Origin of the sequence: Enterobacter cloacae complex sp. SHL020 (assembly GCF_049236945.1) — a bacterium.
GTDB classification, from domain to species: Bacteria; Pseudomonadota; Gammaproteobacteria; order Enterobacterales; family Enterobacteriaceae; genus Enterobacter; species Enterobacter dykesii.
Map to the genome: position 1 here is coordinate 251,480 of NZ_JBMKJF010000003.1, position 20,635 is coordinate 272,114.

Here is a 20,635-nt window from a genome sequence, read left to right on the forward strand (position 1 = left end):
CGTCATGAGGATATGCTGTTGTCAGAATTCATGTCTCTTATCCTTTTTCTGGCTTCTGTCGGCGTTTACGCCTGGAAAGCCGGCCGTCACACCTGGTGGTTTATCGCCACGCTGGTGGTACTCGGCATTTTTATTATTCTAAACATTACCTTATATGCCAGCGACTACTTTACCGGTGACGGTATTAACGATGCGGTTCTCTATACGCTGACGAACAGCCTGACGGGCGCGGGCGTCGGCAAATACATTCTTCCTGGGCTCGGCCTTATCGCCGCGCTGGTGACGATTTTTGGCGCGCTGGCCTGGGTGCTGCGTCGACGTCGCCATCTTCCGCACCATCATGGCTACAGCCTGCTGGCGTTATTCCTGGCGCTGGCCTCCGTCGACGCCAGCCCGGCGTTCCATCAGATCGCCGAGCTGGTGAAATCCCAGTCGCGCGATGGCGATCCGGATTTCGCGGCTTACTACAAAGAACCGTCGAAAACAATCGCCAACCCGAAGCTCAATCTGGTCTACATCTACGGTGAAAGCCTGGAGCGCACGTACTTTGATAACGATGCCTTCCCGAACCTGACGCCAGACCTGGGCGCGCTGAAAAACGAAGGGCTCGATTTCAGCCACACCATGCAGCTGCCCGGTACGGATTATACGATTGCCGGGATGGTTGCCTCCCAGTGCGGTATCCCGCTGTTCGCGCCTTTTGAAGGTAACGCCTCAGCCTCGATGTCGACGTTCTTCCCGCAGAATATTTGCCTCGGCGATATCCTGAAAAACTCCGGCTACGAAAACTATTTCGTTCAGGGGGCAAACCTGCGCTTTGCCGGAAAAGACGTGTTCCTGAAATCCCACGGTTTTGACCACCTGTATGGCTCAGAAGAGTTAAAAGCGACGGTTGCCGATCCGAGCTACCGTAACGACTGGGGCTTCTATGATGATACGGTACTCGACGAAACCTGGAAGAAATTCGAGGAGCTTTCCCGCACGGGCAAGCGTTTCTCCCTTTTTGCGCTGACGGTGGACACCCACCATCCGGACGGGTTCGTCTCGCGCAGCTGTAAACGCAAAAGCTATGACGTGGACGGCAAAAGCAACAAGTCCTTCAGCGCCGTCACCTGCAGCCAGGAGCACATTGCCGCGCTGGTCGAGAAAATCAAAGCCTCGCCCTGGTTTAAAAACACCGTCATCGTCGTTTCGTCTGACCATCTGGCGATGAAAAACAGCGCCTGGGATCGGCTCAACAAGCAGGATCGCAGCAACCTGTTCTTCGTCCTGCGCGGCGACCAGCCGCAGCAGGAGCTAATTGCCACCAAACGCAACTCCATGGATAACGGCGCAACCGTGCTGGACATTCTGGGCGGCGACAACTTTATTGGCCTTGGCCGCAGCACGCTGTCGGGGCAATCCCTGTCGGAAGTGTTTCTCAACATGAAGGATAAAATCCTCGCCTGGAAGCCAGACATTATTCGCCTGTGGAACTTCCCGAAAGAGATGAAGGACTTCACCGTCGATCGGGATAAAAACACGATTGCCTTCTCGGGCAGCAGCTTCCGTCTGCCGCTGCTGGTGCGCGTGTCGGAGGGGCGGGTCGAGCCGCTGCCGGAAAGCGAATATTCCGCGCCGCTGCGCTATCAGTTGGCCGATTTTGCCCCACGCGATAATTTCGTCTGGGTCGACAGGTGTTACAAAATGGGCCAGCTCTGGTCGCAGCCGCTGGCGCTTTCTACCGACTGGTGTGTCTCTCAGGGCCAGCTCGGCGGGGAGCAAACCGTGCAGCACGTGGATAAGGCGCAGTGGAAAGGCAAAACCACGTTCAACGATACGGTGATTGATACCGCGCGCTATCAGCACAACATCGACATGCTGAAAATCAGCGATAACGATATTCGCTACAAAGCGGATAGTTTTATCTTTAACGTGGCCGGCGCGCCCGAGGAAGTGAAGCAGTTTAGCGGCATCTCGCGTCCGGAGTCGTGGGGGCGCTGGTCCAACGCGCAGCTGGGCAACGAGGTAAAAATTGAGTACGCCCATCCCCTGCCGGAACAGTTCGACCTGGTGATCACCGCCAGAGCGTATGGCCCTAACGCTAACAAGCCCGTGCCCGTGCGCGTGGGCGATCGGGAGCAGACGCTGACGCTCGGGAACGACGTGAGCACGCAGACGCTGCATTTTGAGAATCCTTCGCGCAGCAATACCCTGGTGATCGTGCCGCCGGACCCGCAGTCCACGAACGAGGGGAATATCCTTGGGCACTCACCGCGCGAGCTCGGGATCGGCATGGTTGAAATCAAAATTGTGAGTCGCGCAGGCTAATGGTCGACCCTAACCTCACCGTCCGTCCCACGCGTCCCGGCGACGTTACAGCCCTGCCCGCCATTGAACGCGCGGCGGGCGAGCGCTTTCGTGAAGTCGCGGAGCTCGCCTGGCTTGCCGACGGCGAGGTCATTTCCGCTGAGCAGCACCTTGAGTATGCCAAACGTGGGCTAAGCTGGCTGGCGCTGGCGAACGACCAGCCCATCGGGTTTATCCTTGCCGAAGCGCACTCTTCGTCGCTGTTTATTGTCGAGCTTTCGGTTGATCTGGACTGGCAGGGAAAGGGGATTGGCCGGCAGCTCATCGCCCGTGCGGCTGACCATGCCCGCACGCTGGGGCTGGCGTCGCTAACGTTGACGACGTTCCGGGACGTACCGTGGAACGCACTGTTCTATGCAAAGCTGGGGTTTGAATACGTAGCTGAACTCACGCCTGAACTGCGTGAAAAACGGGAAGAAGAAGCAGCGCACGGCTTAGCGTATAAAACGCGCTGCGCCATGCGCCTGCCTCTGTAATATTGCCGAGTGGCGTAGCCGCCACCCGGCACAACGCGCAGGATTAGAACGTTTCCCAGTTATCGCCTGAATCGGCCGTCGCGGTTTTACGCGCCATCACCGGCGTGGAAACCGCTTTAGCCGCAGCGAACTCGCGCGCTTTCATCTGCTCCTGCTGAATGCGGAACACCGCCACGGCCTGAGTCAGACGGCTCGCCTGCTCTTCCAGTGCGGCGGCGGCTGCGGCAGATTCCTCAACCAGCGAGGCGTTCTGCTGGGTCACGCGATCCATCTCAGCTACCGCCAGACCCACCTGGTCGATACCGCGGCTCTGCTCGTCAGACGCAGAGGCAATTTCACCCATGATGTCCGTTACGCGGGTCACCGCGTTCACGATCTCACCCATGGTTTCACCGGCGCTTTCTACCAGTGTTGAGCCTACTTCCACGCGGCCCACGGAGTCTTCAATCAGGCTCTTGATCTCGCGTGCTGCCTGGGCGCTGCGCTGGGCCAGGTTACGCACTTCACCTGCCACCACCGCAAAACCACGACCCTGCTCGCCCGCACGCGCCGCTTCTACCGCCGCGTTCAGTGCCAGAATGTTGGTCTGGAAGGCAATGCCGTCGATCACGCTAATAATGTCGGCAATTTTCTGCGAACTTCCCGCGATATCGCGCATGGTCTGCACCACGTTATCCACCACTTTGCCGCCTTTCTGCGCGGTTTCAGAGGCGCTCAGCGCAAGATGGCTCGCCTGACGGGCGTTTTCGGCGTTCTGCTTAACGGTCGCCGTCAGCTGCTCCATGCTGGCAGCGGTCTCTTCCAGGGAAGCGGCCTGCTGTTCAGTACGGGAGGAGAGGTCGTTATTGCCCATCGCAATTTCGCTCGCGCCGCTGTAGATAGCGTTCGCGCCGTTACGCACGTCGCCGACGGTACGCACCAGCTCGCCCTGCATATGGCGCAGCGAGTCGGCCAGTTCACCCATCTCGTTGGTGCCCTGAACTTCAATACGCTTCACCAGGTCGCCGCTGGCGATATGGCGAATGTTGTCGATCAGACGATTCAGCGGAGAGATCAGCGTCTGCTTGATGTTGAGCCAGACGGCCACGATCACTACCAGCACGGCAATCAGGACGCTAATCAGCACCCAGATAGCCTGGCTGTAGGAGCTGTTGCTGTCTTCGACCGCCGTCTGATACAGCTTGTCGTTCTGCTGCAGGTAGCTCACGTACTGCTTCTCAAAACCGTCCTGATAGCTCTGGGTCGGCTGGTCGAAGAAGGCGTTGATTTTGCCGGCACCCAGCAGCTGAATCAGCTCCGCCAGCGCGCCGTGGTAAATATCATAGTTACGCTTGATCTCCATGGCATCCGCATCGCTTTGACGCGGATCGCGCGGCAGGGCTTCGTAGGCAGCCCAGTTTTTTTCCGCCTGTTTCAGAGACGTAGACGCGATTTGCATCAAATCGTTAACGGTCGCGCCGCTGCCGATATTGCTCTGATCCATCATGTAGCGGATACCCGCACGGTTCAGGGTATTACGGGTTTGCAGCAACGCGACCCAGCTGGCGTTCAGCGTGGATTGTTGCTGGCGAATGGTTTGCAGGACGGTGAAATTCTCTTTGTCATTCTTAAGGGCATTAAAGAAAAGACCACCGGATGTGAGTTGTAAAAGGCCAAATATCGCTAAAACCAGCATTAAGCTGGTGACAATCTTGATACGGTTTAACATGTTTTCTCTTTCCTCAGACAGATACAGAATTTTCGGCCTGGAAAGGGAAAACTTTACGAAAATCATCCTGGAATTTGTGGTTTTTACTCTTCTTCCCGCGCTGCGTTATGCCGGTTTCCGAGTTCAATAAACTCTTCCAGCAGCGCCGTCAGCTGTTTCATCTTCTCCGGCGTGTATTCCGCCTCGATCTGCTGATACGCCTCTTCGACCTGCGCCTGGGCGTGTTCATACAGCGCATTCCCCTCTTTGGTTAGCGACACGTACAGCTTGCGCTGGTCGTTCACCGGCTTTAAGCGCAGCACCAGGCCGTCGCGCTCCATCCGTGTCAGAATGCCCGTCAGGCTCGGGCGCAGGATGCAGGTGCGAAACGCCAGATCGTGAAAATCCATCGACGGATGTTCAGCCAGCACGCGCACAATGCGCCACTGCTGCTCGGTCAGGTTATGGCGCTTCACGATCGGGCGGAAGTACGACATCGCCGCTTCCCGCGCCTGCAGCAGCGCGATGGTTAATGAATCATGCATAGCCTTTCCCCTTAACATCATTAACAAGTAAACAATCACTAAAAGATGCTTTTATAAACAACACGTTTTCCGTCAAAAAGTCTAACAGAAACCCAATAATTTTATTAACTATTTGATTTTACTATAAACAAATCACAGAATGTAAATTTATTGTTATTCCCATCACAAATCTTTCACTTCTGATTGCGAAATAAACAGCAAAAGCATAAAACCAGATCATTAACATATTAATGAAATCACAACCCGGACCGCCGGGGTGAGGAGTATATGAATGAAAGGTACCGTTTTTGCCGTCGCCCTCAACCATCAAAGCCAGCGCGAAGCCTGGCGTGAGGCCTTTGAAAAAGCCCCCTACAACACGCCGCCGAAAACGGCGGTGTGGTTTATCAAACCGCATAACACGGTGATTCGCGCGGGCGAGCCGATCCCTTTCCCGCACGGGGAAACGGTGCTGAGCGGCGCGACGGTGGCGCTGGTGGTGGGCAAAACCGCCAGCAAGGTGCGCCCGGAGGACGCCGCGGAGTACATCGCGGGATATGCGCTCGCCAACGAGGTGAGCCTGCCGGAAGAGAGCTTCTACCGCCCGGCCATCAAGGCCAAATGCCGGGACGGATTTTGCCCGCTCGGCGAACTGGTCGCCGTTGATAACGTGGATAACCTGACGATCATCACCGAGATCAACGGTCGCGAAGCGGACCACTGGAGCACGGCCGATCTTCAGCGTAACGCCGCCGAACTGCTGAGCGCCCTGAGCGAGTTCGCCACCCTCAATCCCGGCGATGCGATCCTGCTCGGCACCCCGCAAAGCCGCGTTGAGATCCGCCCGGGCGATCGCGTGCGCATTCTGGCAGAAGGTTTTCCGCCGCTGGAAAACCCGGTGGTGGATGAGCGTAGCGTCACTATTGCGCACAGCACGCCGCCGCACGCCACGCTGTTTGCCCTCGGTCTGAACTATGCCGATCACGCCAGCGAGCTGGACTTCAAGCCGCCCACCGAGCCGCTGGTATTTATCAAAGCGCCAAACACCTTCAACGGCGACGGCCAGACGTCGGTGCGCCCGAACAATATCGAATACATGCATTACGAAGCGGAGCTGGTGGTGGTCATCGGTAAAACCGCCCGCAAGGTCAGCGAAGCCGAGGCGATGGACTATGTTGCGGGCTATACGGTCTGCAACGACTACGCCATCCGCGACTACCTGGAAAACTACTACCGCCCGAACCTGAGGGTGAAAAGCCGCGACGGGCTGACCCCCATTTCCCCCCACATCGTGCCGAAAGCGGCCATTCCCGACCCGCACAACCTCGCCCTGCGCACCTTCGTCAACGGCGAGCTGCGCCAGGAAGGGACCACGGCGGATCTGATCTTCAGCATTCCGTTCCTGATTGCGTACCTGAGCGATTTTATGACCCTGCAGCCGGGCGACATGATTGCCACCGGCACGCCGAAGGGGCTGTCCGACGTGGTGCCGGGCGATGAGGTGGTGGTGGAAGTGGAGGGCGTGGGACGCCTGGTGAACCGAATTGTCAGCGAGGAGACTGCAAAATGAAAAAGATTAACCACTGGATCAACGGTAAAAACGTCGCCGGAAGCGAGTACTTCCACACAACCAACCCGGCCTCCGGCGAGGTATTAGCGGAAGTCGCCGCCGGCGGTGAGGCTGAAATTCACCAGGCCGTCGCCGCCGCCAAAGAGGCGTTCCCGAAGTGGGCTAACCTGCCGATGAAGGAGCGCGCGCGCCTGATGCGCCGTCTGGGGGATCTGATCGACCAGAACGTCCCGGAGATCGCCGCGATGGAAACCGCCGATACCGGGCTGCCGATCCACCAGACCAAAAACGTGCTCATTCCGCGCGCCTCGCACAACTTCGAATTTTTCGCCGAGGTGTGCCAGCAGATGAACGGCAAAACCTACCCGGTTGACGACAAGATGCTCAACTACACCCTGGTGCAGCCGGTGGGCGTCTGCGCGCTGGTGTCGCCGTGGAACGTGCCGTTTATGACCGCCACCTGGAAGGTCGCGCCGTGCCTGGCACTCGGAAACACCGCGGTGTTGAAAATGTCTGAACTCTCCCCGCTGACCGCCGACCGTCTGGGCGAGCTGGCGCTGGAGGCGGGCATTCCGGCGGGCGTGCTCAACGTGGTGCAGGGCTACGGCGCAACGGCGGGCGACGCGCTGGTGCGCCATCACGACGTGCGCGCCGTCTCCTTCACCGGCGGCACCGCCACCGGGCGCAACATCATGAAAAACGCCGGGCTGAAGAAGTACTCCATGGAGCTGGGCGGCAAATCCCCGGTGCTGATTTTTGAAGATGCCGACATCGAGCGCGCGCTGGACGCCGCCCTGTTCACCATCTTCTCCATCAACGGCGAGCGCTGCACCGCCGGCTCGCGCATCTTTATCCAGCAGAGCATCTACCCGGAATTCGTGAAGCGCTTTGCCGAGCGCGCCAACCGCCTGCGCGTGGGCGACCCGACCGATCCGAACACCCAGATTGGCGCGCTCATCAGCCAGCAGCACTGGGAAAAAGTCTCCGGCTACATCCGCCTCGGCATTGAAGAGGGCGCGACCCTGCTGGCGGGCGGCCCGGACAAACCGACCGACCTGCCTGCGCACCTGAAGGGCGGCAACTTCCTGCGCCCGACCGTGCTGGCGGACGTCGACAACCGCATGCGCGTTGCGCAGGAAGAAATCTTCGGGCCGGTGGCCTGCCTGCTGCCGTTTAAGGACGAAGCGGAAGGCCTGCGCCTGGCCAACGACGTGGAGTACGGCCTGGCGTCGTATATCTGGACCCAGGACGTCAGCAAAGTGCTGCGCCTGGCGCGCAATATCGAAGCGGGCATGGTGTTTGTGAACACCCAGAACGTGCGCGACCTGCGCCAGCCGTTTGGCGGCGTGAAGGCCTCCGGCACCGGCCGCGAGGGCGGCGAGTATAGCTTCGAGGTGTTCGCGGAGATGAAGAACGTCTGCATCTCCATGGGCGACCATCCGATTCCAAAGTGGGGGATCTGACCATGGGTAAATTAGCGTTAGCGGCAAAAATCACCCACGTACCGTCGATGTACCTCTCCGAGCTGCCGGGCAAAAACCACGGCTGCCGCCAGGGCGCCATCGACGGGCATAAAGAGATTAGCAAGCGCTGCCGGGAGCTGGGCGTCGATACCATTATCGTCTTCGACACCCACTGGCTGGTGAACAGCGCCTACCACATCAACTGTGCGGACCATTTTTCGGGCGTCTACACCAGCAACGAGCTGCCGCACTTTATCCGCGACATGACCTACGACTACGACGGCAATCCGGAACTCGGCCAGCTCATCGCCGACGAGGCGGTGAAGCTCGGCGTGCGCGCCAAAGCGCACAACATTCCGAGCCTGAAGCTGGAGTACGGCACGCTGGTGCCGATGCGCTACATGAACGCGGATAAGCACTTCAAGGTGGTCTCTATTTCGGCGTTCTGCACGGTTCACGACTTCGCCGACAGCCGCAGGCTGGGCGAGGCCATCGTCAGCGCCATTGAGAAATACGACGGCACCGTGGCGGTGCTCGCCAGCGGCTCGCTGTCGCACCGCTTTATCGACGACCAGCGCGCCGAGGAAGGGATGAACAGCTACACCCGCGAGTTCGACCGCCAGATGGACGAGCGCGTGGTGAAGCTGTGGCGCGAGGGGCAGTTCAAAGAGTTTTGCAGCATGCTGCCGGAGTACGCCGACTACTGTTACGGCGAGGGCAACATGCACGACACGGTGATGCTGCTGGGGATGCTCGGCTGGGACCAGTACGACGGCAAGGTGGAGTTCCTCACCGAGCTGTTCGCCAGCTCCGGTACCGGCCAGGTTAACGCCGTTTTCCCCCTGCCCGCGTAAGGAGTCACCATGCCGCACTTTATTGCTGAATGTACCGACAACATCCGCGAGCAGGCCGACCTGCCGGGGCTGTTTGCCAAAGTGAACGAGGCGCTCGCCGCCACGGGCATCTTCCCCATCGGCGGCATCCGCAGCCGCGCCCACTGGCTGGACACCTGGCAGATGGCCGACGGCAGGCACGATTACGCCTTCGTGCATATGACGCTGAAGATTGGTTCCGGGCGCAGCCTGGAGAGCCGCGAAGCCGTGGGGGAGATGCTGTTTGCGCTGATCAAAACGCATTTTGCGGAGCTGATGGCGAGCCGCTATCTGGCGCTTTCGTTCGAGCTGGACGAGCTGCATCCGACGCTCAATTACAAACAAAACAACGTGCACGCGCTGTTTAAGTAATCCCGTCCCTTCTCCCAGGGGGAGAAAAATATAAAACAGGATATCGCCATGCTCGACAAACATACCCATACCCTGATCGCCCATCGTCTGCATCAGGCGGAACAATCCCGGGAGCAGATCCGCCAGATCTCCCTTGACTACCCGACGATCACCATCGACGACGCCTACGCCGTCCAGCGCGAATGGGTCAGCCTGAAGATTGCCGAAGGCCGCGTGCTGAAGGGCCACAAGATCGGCCTGACCTCCAAAGCGATGCAGGCCAGCTCGCAGATTAGCGAGCCGGACTACGGCGCGCTGCTGGACGACATGTTCTTCCACGACGGCAGCGATATTCCCGTCGATCGCTTCATCGTCCCGCGCATCGAAGTGGAGCTGGCCTTCGTGCTGGCAAAACCGCTGCGCGGCCCGAACTGCACGATCTTCGACGTCTACAACGCTACGGACTACGTGATCCCCGCGCTGGAGCTGATCGACGCCCGCTGCCACAACGTTGACCCGGAGACCCAGCGCCCGCGCAAGGTGTTTGACACCATCTCCGATAACGCCGCCAACGCGGGGGTGATCCTCGGCGGTCGTCCGATTAAGCCCGACGAGCTGGATCTGCGCTGGATCTCCGCCCTGCTCTACCGCAACGGCGTGATCGAAGAGACCGGCGTCGCCGCAGGCGTGCTTAACCACCCGGCGAACGGCGTGGCGTGGCTGGCGAACAAGCTGGCACCGTACGACGTGCAGCTTGAGCCCGGCCAGATTATTCTCGGCGGCTCCTTTACACGCCCGGTGCCCGCCAGCAGAGGCGACACCTTCCACGTTGACTACGGCAACATGGGCTCCATCAGCTGCCGCTTTGTGTAAGGAGGCAACCATGCAAAACGCATTCAAAGCGGCGCTGAAGGCGGGCCGTCCGCAAATCGGTTTATGGCTGGGGCTGACCAGCAGCTACAGCGCCGAACTGCTGGCCGGAGCAGGCTTCGACTGGCTGCTGATCGACGGCGAGCACGCGCCGAACAGCGTGCAGACCGTGTTAACCCAATTACAGGCCATCGCGCCCTATCCCAGCCAGCCGGTGGTGCGCCCGTCGTGGAACGATCCGGTGCAGATAAAACAGCTGCTGGACGTGGGGGCGCAAACCCTGCTGGTGCCGATGGTGCAAAACGCCGACGAAGCGCGGCTGGCGGTACGTTCTACCCGCTACCCGCCCGCCGGCATTCGCGGCGTCGGCAGCGCCCTGGCACGCGCGTCGCGCTGGAACCGCATTCCGGATTACCTGCAGCAGGCCAACGACGCCATGTGCGTGCTGGTACAGATTGAAACCCGCGAGGCGCTGAAAAATCTGCCGCAGATCCTGGACGTGGAAGGCGTCGACGGCGTGTTTATCGGCCCGGCGGATCTGAGCGCCGACATGGGCTTTGCCGGCAATCCGCAGCACCCGGAGGTGCAGGCCGCCATCGAGCAGGCTATCGCGCAGATCCTCAGCGCGGGCAAAGCGCCCGGCATCCTGATGGCGAACGAGCCGCTGGCGAAACGCTACCTCGAGCTTGGCGCGCTGTTTGTCGCCGTCGGCGTCGACACCACCCTGCTCGCCCGCAGCGCCGAAGCGCTGGCGGCACGTTTTATCGAACAACCGGTTACGTCAGTTAATAACAATAAATCCGTCTACTAAACGTAAGATCTGGAGCGCACCATGACGACCTCTACCCTGCAAACTCATGATAATAAAGCTGTTGAACATCGCGCCATTAACAAGCTGTTCCGACGCCTGATCGTCTTTCTCTTTATCCTGTTTGTCTTTTCGTTTCTCGATCGCATCAACATCGGCTTTGCCGGGCTGACGATGGGCAAAGATCTGGGCCTTACGTCGACCATGTTTGGCCTGGCCGCGACGCTGTTTTACGTCACCTACGTGCTGTGCGGGATCCCGAGCAACATCATGCTGGCGAAGATCGGCGCGCGGCGCTGGATCGCCGGGATCATGGTGGTGTGGGGCATCGCCTCCACCTGCACCATGTTCGCCACCAGCCCTGAAACACTCTACGTCCTGCGCATGCTGGTGGGCATTGCCGAAGCGGGCTTCCTGCCGGGGATTTTGGTCTACCTCACCTGGTGGTTCCCGGCCTATCACCGCGCCCGCGCCAACGCGCTGTTTATGATCGCCATGCCGGTGACCATGATGCTCGGCTCGATCCTCTCCGGCTACATTCTGGCGATGGACGGGCTGTGGAACCTGAAGGGCTGGCAGTGGCTGTTCCTGCTCGAGGGGCTGCCGTCGGTGGTGCTCGGCGTGGTGACCTGGTTTTACCTCAACGACACGCCTGACCAGGCCACCTGGCTGGATGATGACGAAAAGCAGGCGCTGAAAACGATGATCGCCCGCGAGCAGGAGGTCGCCATTGCCCAGTCCGTCACGCCGCGATCGACGCTGCGCGAGGTGCTGACCCCGGCGGTGCTGCTCTACACGCTGGCCTACTTCTGCCTGACCAACACGCTCAGCGCCATCAACATCTGGACGCCGCAGATCCTGCAAAGCTTCAACACGGGAAGCAGCAATATCGTCATCGGCCTGCTGGCGGCGATCCCGCAGTTTTGCACCATTCTCGGGATGATCTGGTGGAGCCGACGCTCCGACAGGCTGAAAGAGCGAAAAAAGCACACCATCCTGCCGTACCTGTTCGCCGCGGCGGGATGGATGCTGGCCTCGGCCACCGATCACAGCCTGATCCAGCTGCTTGGCATCATTATGGCCTCAACCGGATCCTTTACCGCCATGGCCATATTCTGGACCACGCCGGATCGGGTGATTAGCCTGCAGTCCCGCGCGGTGGCGCTGGCGGTGATCAACGCCATCGGCAACGTCGGATCCGCCGTTAGCCCGCTGCTGATCGGCATTCTGCGTGATGCAACCGGCAGCTTCAGCTCCGGGCTGTGGTTCGTGGCCGGGCTGCTGGTGGTCGGCGCGCTGGTGTTGACGCGCATCCCGATGACGCAGCGCGAAAGCCTTGAGCGCGAGCCGGGCATCGCGGCGCAGAAGATCCACTAGGGAGCCGCCATGTGCCAGAACCCCATTACCAACATCGACATCAGCAAGGAGTACGACGAAAGTCTGGGCACCGACGACGTGCACTACCAGTCGTTCGCGCGCATGGCGGCCTTTTTTGGCCGCGACATGCAGGCGCACCGTCACGACCAGTATTTTCAGATGCACTTTCTCGATACCGGGCAGATTGAACTCCAGCTCGACGATCACCGCTACTCGGTGCAGGCCCCGCTGTTCGTCCTCACGCCGCCATCGGTACCGCACGCGTTTATCACCGAATCCGACAGCGACGGGCACGTGCTGACGGTGCGCGAGGATCTGATCTGGCCGCTGCTGGAGGTGCTTTACCCCGGCACGCGTGAAGCGTTTGGCCTGCCGGGGATCTGCCTCTCGCTGGCCGACAGGCCGGACGAGCTGGCGGCGCTGAAGCACTACTGGCCACTGATTGCCCGGGAATCCACGGAACAGCTGCCGGGGCGCGAACATACTCTGGTCCTGCTGGCGCAGGCGGTGTTTACCCTGCTGCTGCGCAACGCGAAGCTCGACGACCACGCTTCGGGCGGCATGCGCGGCGAGCTGAAGCTGTTCCAGCGCTTTACCCAGCTGATTGACGTTCATTACCACCAGCACTGGACGGTGCCGGAATACGCCAGCGAGCTGCACCTGACCGAATCCCGCCTGACCGATATCTGCCGCCGCTTTGCCAACCGCCCGCCGAAGCGGCTGATCTTCGACCGCCAGCTGCGGGAGGCCAGACGCTTGCTGCTCTTTTCCGACAGCGCGGTCAGCGAGATTGCCTGGCAGCTGGGATTTAAGGATCCGGCCTATTTTGCCCGGTTTTTTAACCGATTAGTGGGGTGTTCGCCGAGCGCGTATCGAGCGCAGAAAGTACCGGTATCGCCTGTTCCCCTCACCCCGGCCCTCTCCCAAAGGGAGAGGGAGTAACCGTCCCCTCTTCCTTTGGGAGAGGGTTAGGGTGAGGGAAATCACACTCTGCGATCTCTCGCGAAAAGTACCCGCCGTTGTCCCAATCGTCCCTTCACGTTCCGCCCCTCTCAGGCTTCAATTAAACAACAAAAACAAAACATAAATTTAACAACCCTATTCCGATACGAGGTCCCTATGAAGCCTGAAGATTTCCGCGCTGATGCCAAACGTCCGTTAACCGGCGAAGAGTATTTAAAAAGCCTGCAGGACGGTCGTGAGATTTATATCTACGGCGAGCGCGTCAAAGACGTCACCACCCATCCAGCGTTTCGCAACGCGGCGGCCTCCATCGCGCAGATGTACGACGCGCTGCACAAGCCTGACATGCAGGACGCGCTCTGCTGGGGCACCGACACCGGCAGCGGCGGCTATACCCACAAGTTTTTCCGCGTGGCGAAAAGCGCCGACGACCTGCGCCAGCAGCGCGACGCCATCGCCGAGTGGTCGCGCCTGAGCTACGGCTGGATGGGCCGCACGCCGGACTACAAAGCCGCGTTCGGCTGCGCGCTCGGCGCCAACCCGGCCTTCTACGGCCAGTTCGAACAGAACGCCCGTAACTGGTACACGCGCATTCAGGAAACCGGCCTGTACTTTAACCACGCCATCGTTAACCCGCCGATCGATCGCCACAAGCCGGCGGACGAGGTAAAAGACGTCTACATCAAGCTGGAGAAAGAGACCGACGCCGGGATTATCGTCAGCGGCGCAAAGGTGGTGGCCACCAACTCCGCCCTGACCCACTACAACATGATCGGCTTCGGCTCCGCGCAGGTGATGGGCGAAAACCCGGACTTCGCGCTGATGTTCGTCGCGCCGATGGATGCCGAAGGCGTGAAGCTGATCTCCCGCGCCTCTTACGAAATGGTGGCAGGCGCAACCGGATCCCCGTACGACTACCCGCTCTCCAGCCGCTTCGACGAGAACGACGCGATCCTGGTGATGGATCACGTGCTGATCCCGTGGGAAAACGTGCTGATCTACCGCGATTTCGACCGCTGCCGTCGCTGGACGATGGAAGGCGGTTTCGCCCGTATGTATCCGCTGCAGGCCTGCGTGCGTCTGGCGGTGAAGCTCGACTTCATCACCGCCCTGCTGAAGAAATCCCTGGAGTGCACCGGTACCCTGGAGTTCCGCGGCGTGCAGGCAGATCTCGGCGAAGTGGTTGCCTGGCGCAACATGTTCTGGGCGCTGAGTGACTCCATGTGTTCCGAAGCCACCCCGTGGGTCAACGGCGCGTATCTGCCGGATCACGCCGCGCTGCAAACCTACCGCGTGATGGCGCCGATGGCCTACGCCAAGATCAAGAACATCATCGAGCGTAACGTGACGTCCGGACTGATTTACCTCCCGTCCAGCGCCCGGGATCTGAACAACCCGCAGATCGACCAGTATCTGGCGAAATACGTGCGCGGCTCCAACGGCATGGATCACGTTGAACGCATCAAGATTTTGAAGCTGATGTGGGATGCCATCGGCAGCGAGTTTGGCGGCCGTCACGAGTTGTACGAAATCAACTACTCCGGAAGCCAGGATGAGATCCGCCTGCAGTGTCTGCGCCAGGCGCAGAGCTCCGGCAACATGGACAAAATGATGGCGATGGTCGACCGCTGCATGTCCGAGTACGACCAGCACGGCTGGACCGTACCGCACCTGCACAACAACAGCGATATCAACATGCTCGACAAGCTGCTGAAATAGCGCAGCGGGAGGTTGCAATGCATTCAGATGAACAACGCCTGCGTTTTCGCGACGCAATGAGTAGCCTGTCGGCGGCGGTTAATGTGGTCACCACCGAGGGCGAGGCGGGCCGCTGCGGTATCACCGCCACCGCCGTCTGTTCGGTGACGGACACCCCGCCGTCGGTCATGGTGTGCATCAACGCCAACAGCGCCATGAACCCGGTCTTTCAGGGTAACGGCAGGCTGTGCGTCAACGTGCTGAACCACGAGCAGGAGATCATGGCTCGCCATTTCGCCGGGATGACCGGTATGACGATGGAAGAACGCTTTGCCCTCTCCTGCTGGCAGAAAGGACCGCTGGCGCAGCCTGTGCTCAAGGGCGCGCTCGCCAGCCTGGAAGGTGAGATTAGCCAGGTGCAAACCATCGGCACGCATCTTGTCTACCTTGTTGAAGTTAAGAACATCATCCTGAGTGATGCGGGCCACGGCCTGATCTACTTCAGGCGCCGTTTCCACCCGGTCATGCTGGAGGCAGAAGCCGCCGTGTGATCCCCCCTCGCGCTGGCCTTTTTCCGGCCAGCGCCGCTTTCTACAAAAACTCCTAAGGTTTCCGCTAAATCACGCCGTTATATAACCATAAGAGAAATTTACTGTGACTGAATACTGGCACCCTTTGTCAGTGCATCCGCATCATTCAGCGCATACCTAAATATACAGGATGACCTTATGGCAAAAACGACGCGGAGCCGCTCGGCTGAACGTCTGGTCGATATTCTCCTTGAGCTACATTTAAACGGTGTGGTAAACCGCAGTGCGCTAATGGAAAAATTTAAAATTACCGAGCGTACCGTCTACCGGGATTTAAATGCCCTCTCTCCCATTGTTGAACATACCGGTAACGGGCTATATCGGCTGATCCATTCCGCACAGTCGCCCGGCGGACAAGGCTTACATCACACCCTTGCTAACTTCCTGAATGCTGACAGCTTTTTCCCTGAAAGAAATACGGAATTCTGGCAGAAGCTTGAAACGCGCGTTGACGAAAACCATATTCTTATTCTTGGCAATGAAGCCGAACACACGCTAGAACGCGATATTCGCCGCCATTTAACGAAAATCGAGAAATCGATTAAAAACCATAATGTTTGTCAGATCGTTTATAAGGGTAAAACCCGTCTGATTAACCCCTATAAACTCATTAACAAAAAAAATATATGGTATTTACAAGCCACCGAAAATAGCCGCCTGAAATCCTTCTCATTGAGCCAGATTAGCTGGTTTGATATTCAGAAAACGACCTTCACGCCCGAAGAAAATGTTCGTAAGCTGCTGGAGAAAAGCCTTGATCCCTGGGTGTCCGAAGATACTTTCGCGGTGAAAATATTCATTAAAGATAATATTTCACATTACTTCCTGCGCCGCGATCTTCTGCCGGAACAGGAGCTGCTGGAGGAGCAGCTGGGCGGCGTCACGCTGCGCTGCCAGGCGGCGCACGAGAACCAGATCCTGCCGCTGCTGTTCTACTGGCTTCCCCATATTCAGGTTCTGGAACCGAAATGGCTAAAGGAAAAACTGATCGGAACGCTGGAGAGCTATCTGGCCGTGGAGCGCAACCCGAATAATCAAGTGATCTCAATCACATAATTTCGTCCCCTGGCGGCGAGCCGGAACCGCTCGTCGCCCCCTTTGACCGCTCACCCGGCACTTTCAACCACTCATTCATTTACCGTCCTTTACACGCGCGAGGATCTGGCACGATCGCTCCAGCATTAATCAATACCTCCTCACAACGAACCCTGACCCTTTTTTCTTTACATAAAAAACCAGGTCTTACTATGGATACTAAAAAACTACTGAAGCACGTGCCCTGGGCCTTACTCGGGATCCTCGGCGCTTTTTGTCTGGCGGTTGTCGCATTACGCCGGGGCGAACACGTAAGCGCCCTGTGGATCGTGGTTGCGTCCGTTTCCGTCTATCTTGTGGCTTATCGCTACTACAGCTTGTACATCGCGCAGAAGGTCATGAAGCTCGACCCGACGCGCGCCACTCCGGCGGTCATTAACAATGACGGCCTGAACTACGTGCCAACCAACCGCTACGTGCTGTTTGGTCACCACTTTGCCGCGATCGCCGGTGCGGGCCCGCTGGTCGGCCCGGTACTGGCCGCGCAGATGGGCTACCTGCCGGGTACGCTCTGGCTGCTCGCCGGCGTGGTGCTGGCGGGTGCGGTGCAGGACTTTATGGTGCTGTTTATCTCTTCTCGCCGTAACGGCGCCTCTCTGGGCGAGATGGTCAAAGAAGAGATGGGCCGCGTGCCGGGGACTATCGCCCTGTTCGGCTGCTTCCTGATCATGATCATCATCCTCGCGGTGCTGGCGCTGATCGTGGTGAAAGCGCTGGCGGAAAGCCCGTGGGGTGTCTTCACCGTCTGCTCAACCGTGCCGATTGCGCTGTTCATGGGTATCTACATGCGCTTCCTGAGACCGGGACGCGTAGGTGAAGTGTCGGTGATTGGTATCGTGCTGCTGGTGGCCTCCATCTACTTCGGCGGCGTGATTGCGCACGACCCGTACTGGGGCCCGGCGCTGACCTTCAAGGACACCACCATTACCTTCGCGCTGATTGGCTATGCGTTTATCTCCGCGCTGCTGCCGGTCTGGCTGATTCTGGCCCCGCGTGACTACCTCGCGACTTTCCTCAAAATCGGCGTTATCGTCGGTCTGGCGATCGGCATCCTGGTGATTAACCCGGACCTGAAAATGCCTGCGGTAACCCAGTACATCGACGGTACCGGCCCGCTGTGGAAAGGCGCCCTGTTCCCGTTCCTGTTTATCACCATCGCCTGCGGTGCGGTCTCCGGCTTCCACGCCCTGATTGCCTCCGGTACCACGCCTAAGCTGCTGGCGAACGAGAAAGACGCGCGTCTGATCGGCTACGGCGCGATGCTGATGGAGTCCTTCGTGGCGATCATGGCGCTGGTTGCGGCGTCTATCATCGAACCGGGTCTCTACTTCGCGATGAACACCCCGCCTGCGGGCCTCGGCATCACCATGCCAAACCTGCACGAAATGGGCGGTGACAACGCGGCGCTGATTATGGCGCAGCTGAAGGACGCCAGCGCGCACGCGGCGGCGACCGTTAGCTCTTGGGGCTTTGTGATTTCGCCAGAGCAGATTATGCAGACGGCGAAGGACATCGGCGAACCGTCCGTGCTGAACCGCGCCGGTGGCGCGCCGACGCTGGCTGTCGGTATCGCACACGTGTTCCACAAAGTGCTGCCGTGGGCGGACATGGGCTTCTGGTACCACTTCGGTATTCTGTTCGAAGCGCTGTTCATCCTGACCGCGTTGGACGCCGGTACCCGTGCGGGCCGCTTCATGCTGCAGGATCTGCTCGGTAACTTCGTGCCGTTCCTGAAGAAAACCGACTCTCTGGTAGCGGGCATTCTGGGTACTGCGGGCTGCGTCGGCCTGTGGGGCTACCTGCTGTATCAGGGCGTTGTCGACCCGCTCGGCGGCGTGAAGAGCCTGTGGCCGCTGTTCGGTATCTCTAACCAGATGCTCGCAGCCGTTGCTCTGGTGCTGGGTACCGTGGTCCTCGTGAAGATGAAGCGCACCAAATACATCTGGGTAACGGTTGTTCCTGCGCTGTGGCTGCTGCTCTGCACCACCTGGGCGCTTGGCCTGAAGCTGTTCAGCGCCAACCCGCAGCTGGAAGGCTTCTTCTTCATGGCTAACCAGTACAAAGAGAAGATTGCCGCAGGCGGCGCGGACCTGACCGCGCAGCAGATTGCCAACATGAACCATATCGTGGTGAACAACTACACCAACGCGGGTCTGAGCATTCTGTTCCTGGTGGTGGTGTACAGCATCATCTTCTACGGCATCAAAACCTGGCTGAAAGTACGCAACGCCGACGGCCGTACGGATAAAGAAACTCCGTACGTGCCGGTGCCGGAAGGCGGCGTGAAGACCTCTTCACACCATTAATCCGCAATCCTCCCCCTCTCCCTTTGGGAGAGGGCTGGGGTGAGGGGAACACAAGCCCAGCGGACTCACATCGCCGGGCTTTTTCTGTCTGGAACCCACAATGTTTGGTAACTTAGGCGAAGCAAAAAAATACCTCGGTCAGGCGGCGAAAATGCTGATTGGCATTCCGGACTATGACAACTACGTTGAGCATATGAAGACCAACCATCCGGATAAGCCGTACATGACCTACACCGAATTCTTCCGCGAGCGGCAGGAAGCGCGCTACGGCGGAAGTGGAGAAGGCGGCGTCCGCTGCTGCTAAAGGAGAGACCATGACCCCGATTGCCGTTACCCTGCTGACCGGTTTTCTCGGCGCCGGTAAAACCACCCTGCTGCGCCACATCCTGAACGAACAGCACGGCTTCAAAATCGCCGTCATCGAAAACGAATTCGGTGAGGTCTCCGTTGACGATCAATTGATCGGCGATCGCGCCACCCAGATCAAAACCCTGACCAACGGCTGCATCTGCTGCACCCGCTCTAACGAATTAGAAGACGCCCTGCTGGACCTGCTCGACAGCCGCGACCGCGGCGAGATCGACTTTGACCGCCTGGTGATCGAATGCACCGGCATGGCCGACCCCGGCCCGATTATTCAGACCTTTTTCTCTCACGAGATCCTCTGCCAGCGCTACCTGCTGGACGGCGTGATTGCCCTGGTCGATGCGGTCCACGCCGACGAGCAGATGAACCAGTTCACCATCGCCCAGTCTCAGGTGGGCTACGCTGACCGCATTCTGCTGACCAAAACCGACGTGGCGGGCGACAGCGAAAAACTGCGCGAGCGCCTGACGCGCATCAACTCCCGCGCGCCGGTTTACACGGTGACGCATGGCGACATCGATCTGTCTCAGCTGTTCAACACCAATGGCTTTATGCTGGAAGAGAACGTCACCGCGAAACCGCGCTTCCACTTTATGGGTGACAAGCAAAACGACGTCGCGTCGATAGTGGTGGAGCTGGACTACCCGGTGGACATCGGCGAGGTTTCGCGGGTGATGGAAAACCTGCTGCTGTCGTTTGCCGACAAGCTGCTGCGCTACAAAGGGATGCTGTGGATCGACGGCGAGCCTAACCGCCTGCTGTTCCAGGGCGTGCAGCGCCTGTACAGCGCAGACTGGGATAGACCGTGGGGCGATGAAGCGCCGCGCAGCGTGATGGTGTTTATTGGCATACAGCTGCCGGAAGAAGAAATTCGAGCGGCGTTTGCGGGGCTGAAGAAATAACCGCCATGCATCCCCTCTGCCCAGTAATTTATTAACCTGAAGCGATGAACGTTGCTTCAGGTAAATTAATGACTTACAGCGACGCCCTGGTCCGGCTGTAAATCGCCGAAGCGTTTCCGTAAGGCCGGGGCGAGGCGCAGGGATGCGCCGAGAGGGCGTGGCCTGCAGGGATGCAGGCTCATGCCCGACCCGATAGCCTGAAGGAAAAAGCTGAGGGCACCGCGAAGCGGCGATTTACCGCCGGGAGCCCAGGTCGCCAGGGTGGTGGCGATTGAGCCACCCTGGCACGTTCACCGGTCATGCCGTTACAGAGTAGCAAGGAACATGAAGTGAACGGAATGACCACCGGAGCCGTATGTTCCCCCTCA

At 59.2% G+C, this 20,635-nt stretch carries 18 protein-coding genes; 16 read left to right on the forward strand and 2 right to left on the reverse strand.

The window, feature by feature from the left end; all coding sequences use genetic code 11:
- Positions 1-18 precede the first annotated feature (18 nt).
- Both opgB and ACOTZB_RS10060 read left to right on the forward strand, forming a co-directional pair.
- Entirely contained in the window at positions 19-2,310 is a 2,292-nt protein-coding gene (opgB, locus tag ACOTZB_RS10055; protein WP_421627022.1) for a phosphatidylglycerol--membrane-oligosaccharide glycerophosphotransferase, read from the forward strand.
- Positions 2,310-2,825, forward strand: coding sequence for a GNAT family N-acetyltransferase (locus tag ACOTZB_RS10060; protein ID WP_421627023.1), 516 nt, complete (start codon positions 2,310-2,312; stop codon positions 2,823-2,825). Before opgB ends, ACOTZB_RS10060 begins: the two co-directional genes overlap by 1 nt.
- A 43-nt stretch (positions 2,826-2,868) precedes the next feature.
- On the opposite strand, the gene tsr is transcribed toward ACOTZB_RS10060, so the two are convergent.
- On the reverse strand, positions 2,869-4,533 hold the full coding sequence (gene tsr, locus ACOTZB_RS10065) for a methyl-accepting chemotaxis protein (protein WP_047651681.1): 1,665 nt from the start codon (positions 4,531-4,533) through the stop codon (positions 2,869-2,871).
- 83 nt (positions 4,534-4,616) lie between these two features.
- On the reverse strand, positions 4,617-5,057 hold the full coding sequence (gene hpaR, locus ACOTZB_RS10070) for a homoprotocatechuate degradation operon regulator HpaR (RefSeq protein ID WP_023334396.1): 441 nt from the start codon (positions 5,055-5,057) through the stop codon (positions 4,617-4,619).
- Between the two features lie 271 nt (positions 5,058-5,328).
- Here hpaR and hpaG point away from each other — a divergent pair, with 271 nt between their 5' ends.
- The 14 genes from hpaG to yjiA all read left to right on the forward strand — a co-directional run bounded on the left by hpaG (position 5,329) and on the right by yjiA (position 20,267).
- Positions 5,329-6,606 (forward strand): 4-hydroxyphenylacetate degradation bifunctional isomerase/decarboxylase, encoded by a 1,278-nt coding sequence (gene hpaG, locus ACOTZB_RS10075; RefSeq protein ID WP_421627024.1) that lies wholly within the window; start codon positions 5,329-5,331, stop codon positions 6,604-6,606.
- The gene (gene hpaE / locus ACOTZB_RS10080) at positions 6,603-8,069 is read left to right on the forward strand and encodes a 5-carboxymethyl-2-hydroxymuconate semialdehyde dehydrogenase (RefSeq protein ID WP_193805098.1); all 1,467 of its coding nucleotides are present in this window, start codon (positions 6,603-6,605) and stop codon (positions 8,067-8,069) included. The genes hpaG and hpaE overlap by 4 nt, the downstream gene beginning before the upstream one ends.
- 2 nt (positions 8,070-8,071) lie before the next feature.
- Positions 8,072-8,923 (forward strand): 3,4-dihydroxyphenylacetate 2,3-dioxygenase, encoded by an 852-nt coding sequence (hpaD, locus tag ACOTZB_RS10085; RefSeq protein WP_126328895.1) that lies wholly within the window; start codon positions 8,072-8,074, stop codon positions 8,921-8,923.
- Positions 8,924-8,932: 9 nt separating this feature from the next.
- Positions 8,933-9,313: a 5-carboxymethyl-2-hydroxymuconate Delta-isomerase gene (locus ACOTZB_RS10090; protein WP_421627025.1), complete on the forward strand. Its 381-nt coding sequence runs from the start codon at positions 8,933-8,935 to the stop codon at positions 9,311-9,313.
- A 48-nt stretch (positions 9,314-9,361) separates the two neighbouring features.
- The gene (gene hpaH, locus ACOTZB_RS10095; RefSeq protein WP_039262280.1) at positions 9,362-10,165 is read left to right on the forward strand and encodes a 2-oxo-hept-4-ene-1,7-dioate hydratase; all 804 of its coding nucleotides are present in this window, start codon (positions 9,362-9,364) and stop codon (positions 10,163-10,165) included.
- Between the two features lie 10 nt (positions 10,166-10,175).
- Positions 10,176-10,973, forward strand: coding sequence for a 4-hydroxy-2-oxoheptanedioate aldolase (gene hpaI, locus ACOTZB_RS10100; protein ID WP_421627026.1), 798 nt, complete (start codon positions 10,176-10,178; stop codon positions 10,971-10,973).
- Between the two features lie 21 nt (positions 10,974-10,994).
- A complete protein-coding gene (gene hpaX / locus ACOTZB_RS10105) occupies positions 10,995-12,347 on the forward strand; it encodes a 4-hydroxyphenylacetate permease (protein WP_134866842.1) in 1,353 nt (450 codons plus the stop codon).
- A 9-nt stretch (positions 12,348-12,356) separates the two neighbouring features.
- On the forward strand, positions 12,357-13,289 hold the full coding sequence (gene hpaA / locus ACOTZB_RS10110; protein WP_421627027.1) for a 4-hydroxyphenylacetate catabolism regulatory protein HpaA: 933 nt from the start codon (positions 12,357-12,359) through the stop codon (positions 13,287-13,289).
- Between the two features lie 177 nt (positions 13,290-13,466).
- The gene (hpaB, locus tag ACOTZB_RS10115) at positions 13,467-15,029 is read left to right on the forward strand and encodes a 4-hydroxyphenylacetate 3-monooxygenase, oxygenase component (RefSeq protein WP_421627029.1); all 1,563 of its coding nucleotides are present in this window, start codon (positions 13,467-13,469) and stop codon (positions 15,027-15,029) included.
- Positions 15,030-15,046: 17 nt separating this feature from the next.
- The gene (locus ACOTZB_RS10120) at positions 15,047-15,559 is read left to right on the forward strand and encodes a 4-hydroxyphenylacetate 3-monooxygenase reductase subunit (RefSeq protein WP_126328898.1); all 513 of its coding nucleotides are present in this window, start codon (positions 15,047-15,049) and stop codon (positions 15,557-15,559) included.
- A 177-nt stretch (positions 15,560-15,736) separates the two neighbouring features.
- The gene (locus tag ACOTZB_RS10125; RefSeq protein ID WP_047651639.1) at positions 15,737-16,654 is read left to right on the forward strand and encodes a helix-turn-helix transcriptional regulator; all 918 of its coding nucleotides are present in this window, start codon (positions 15,737-15,739) and stop codon (positions 16,652-16,654) included.
- 191 nt (positions 16,655-16,845) lie between these two features.
- On the forward strand, positions 16,846-18,999 hold the full coding sequence (locus ACOTZB_RS10130) for a carbon starvation CstA family protein (protein ID WP_047346241.1): 2,154 nt from the start codon (positions 16,846-16,848) through the stop codon (positions 18,997-18,999).
- Between the two features lie 100 nt (positions 19,000-19,099).
- Positions 19,100-19,303, forward strand: coding sequence for a YbdD/YjiX family protein (locus tag ACOTZB_RS10135; protein ID WP_003856610.1), 204 nt, complete (start codon positions 19,100-19,102; stop codon positions 19,301-19,303).
- Between the two features lie 10 nt (positions 19,304-19,313).
- Entirely contained in the window at positions 19,314-20,267 is a 954-nt protein-coding gene (yjiA, locus tag ACOTZB_RS10140; protein WP_047651640.1) for a GTPase, read from the forward strand.
- The last annotated feature ends 368 nt before the right edge of the window (positions 20,268-20,635 follow it).

Coding starts and splice junctions, on each gene's coding strand:
- hpaH (WP_039262280.1), top strand. CDS start 9,362: ATGCTCGACAAACATACCCATACCCTGATCGCCCATCGTCTGCATCAG.
- ACOTZB_RS10060 (WP_421627023.1), top strand. CDS start 2,310: ATGGTCGACCCTAACCTCACCGTCCGTCCCACGCGTCCCGGCGACGTT.
- hpaA (WP_421627027.1), top strand. CDS start 12,357: ATGTGCCAGAACCCCATTACCAACATCGACATCAGCAAGGAGTACGAC.
- hpaG (WP_421627024.1), top strand. CDS start 5,329: ATGAAAGGTACCGTTTTTGCCGTCGCCCTCAACCATCAAAGCCAGCGC.
- hpaD (WP_126328895.1), top strand. CDS start 8,072: ATGGGTAAATTAGCGTTAGCGGCAAAAATCACCCACGTACCGTCGATG.
- ACOTZB_RS10120 (WP_126328898.1), top strand. CDS start 15,047: ATGCATTCAGATGAACAACGCCTGCGTTTTCGCGACGCAATGAGTAGC.
- hpaB (WP_421627029.1), top strand. CDS start 13,467: ATGAAGCCTGAAGATTTCCGCGCTGATGCCAAACGTCCGTTAACCGGC.
- hpaI (WP_421627026.1), top strand. CDS start 10,176: ATGCAAAACGCATTCAAAGCGGCGCTGAAGGCGGGCCGTCCGCAAATC.
- hpaR (WP_023334396.1), bottom strand. CDS start 5,057: ATGCATGATTCATTAACCATCGCGCTGCTGCAGGCGCGGGAAGCGGCG.
- hpaX (WP_134866842.1), top strand. CDS start 10,995: ATGACGACCTCTACCCTGCAAACTCATGATAATAAAGCTGTTGAACAT.
- ACOTZB_RS10125 (WP_047651639.1), top strand. CDS start 15,737: ATGGCAAAAACGACGCGGAGCCGCTCGGCTGAACGTCTGGTCGATATT.
- tsr (WP_047651681.1), bottom strand. CDS start 4,533: ATGTTAAACCGTATCAAGATTGTCACCAGCTTAATGCTGGTTTTAGCG.
- hpaE (WP_193805098.1), top strand. CDS start 6,603: ATGAAAAAGATTAACCACTGGATCAACGGTAAAAACGTCGCCGGAAGC.
- yjiA (WP_047651640.1), top strand. CDS start 19,314: ATGACCCCGATTGCCGTTACCCTGCTGACCGGTTTTCTCGGCGCCGGT.
- ACOTZB_RS10090 (WP_421627025.1), top strand. CDS start 8,933: ATGCCGCACTTTATTGCTGAATGTACCGACAACATCCGCGAGCAGGCC.
- ACOTZB_RS10135 (WP_003856610.1), top strand. CDS start 19,100: ATGTTTGGTAACTTAGGCGAAGCAAAAAAATACCTCGGTCAGGCGGCG.
- ACOTZB_RS10130 (WP_047346241.1), top strand. CDS start 16,846: ATGGATACTAAAAAACTACTGAAGCACGTGCCCTGGGCCTTACTCGGG.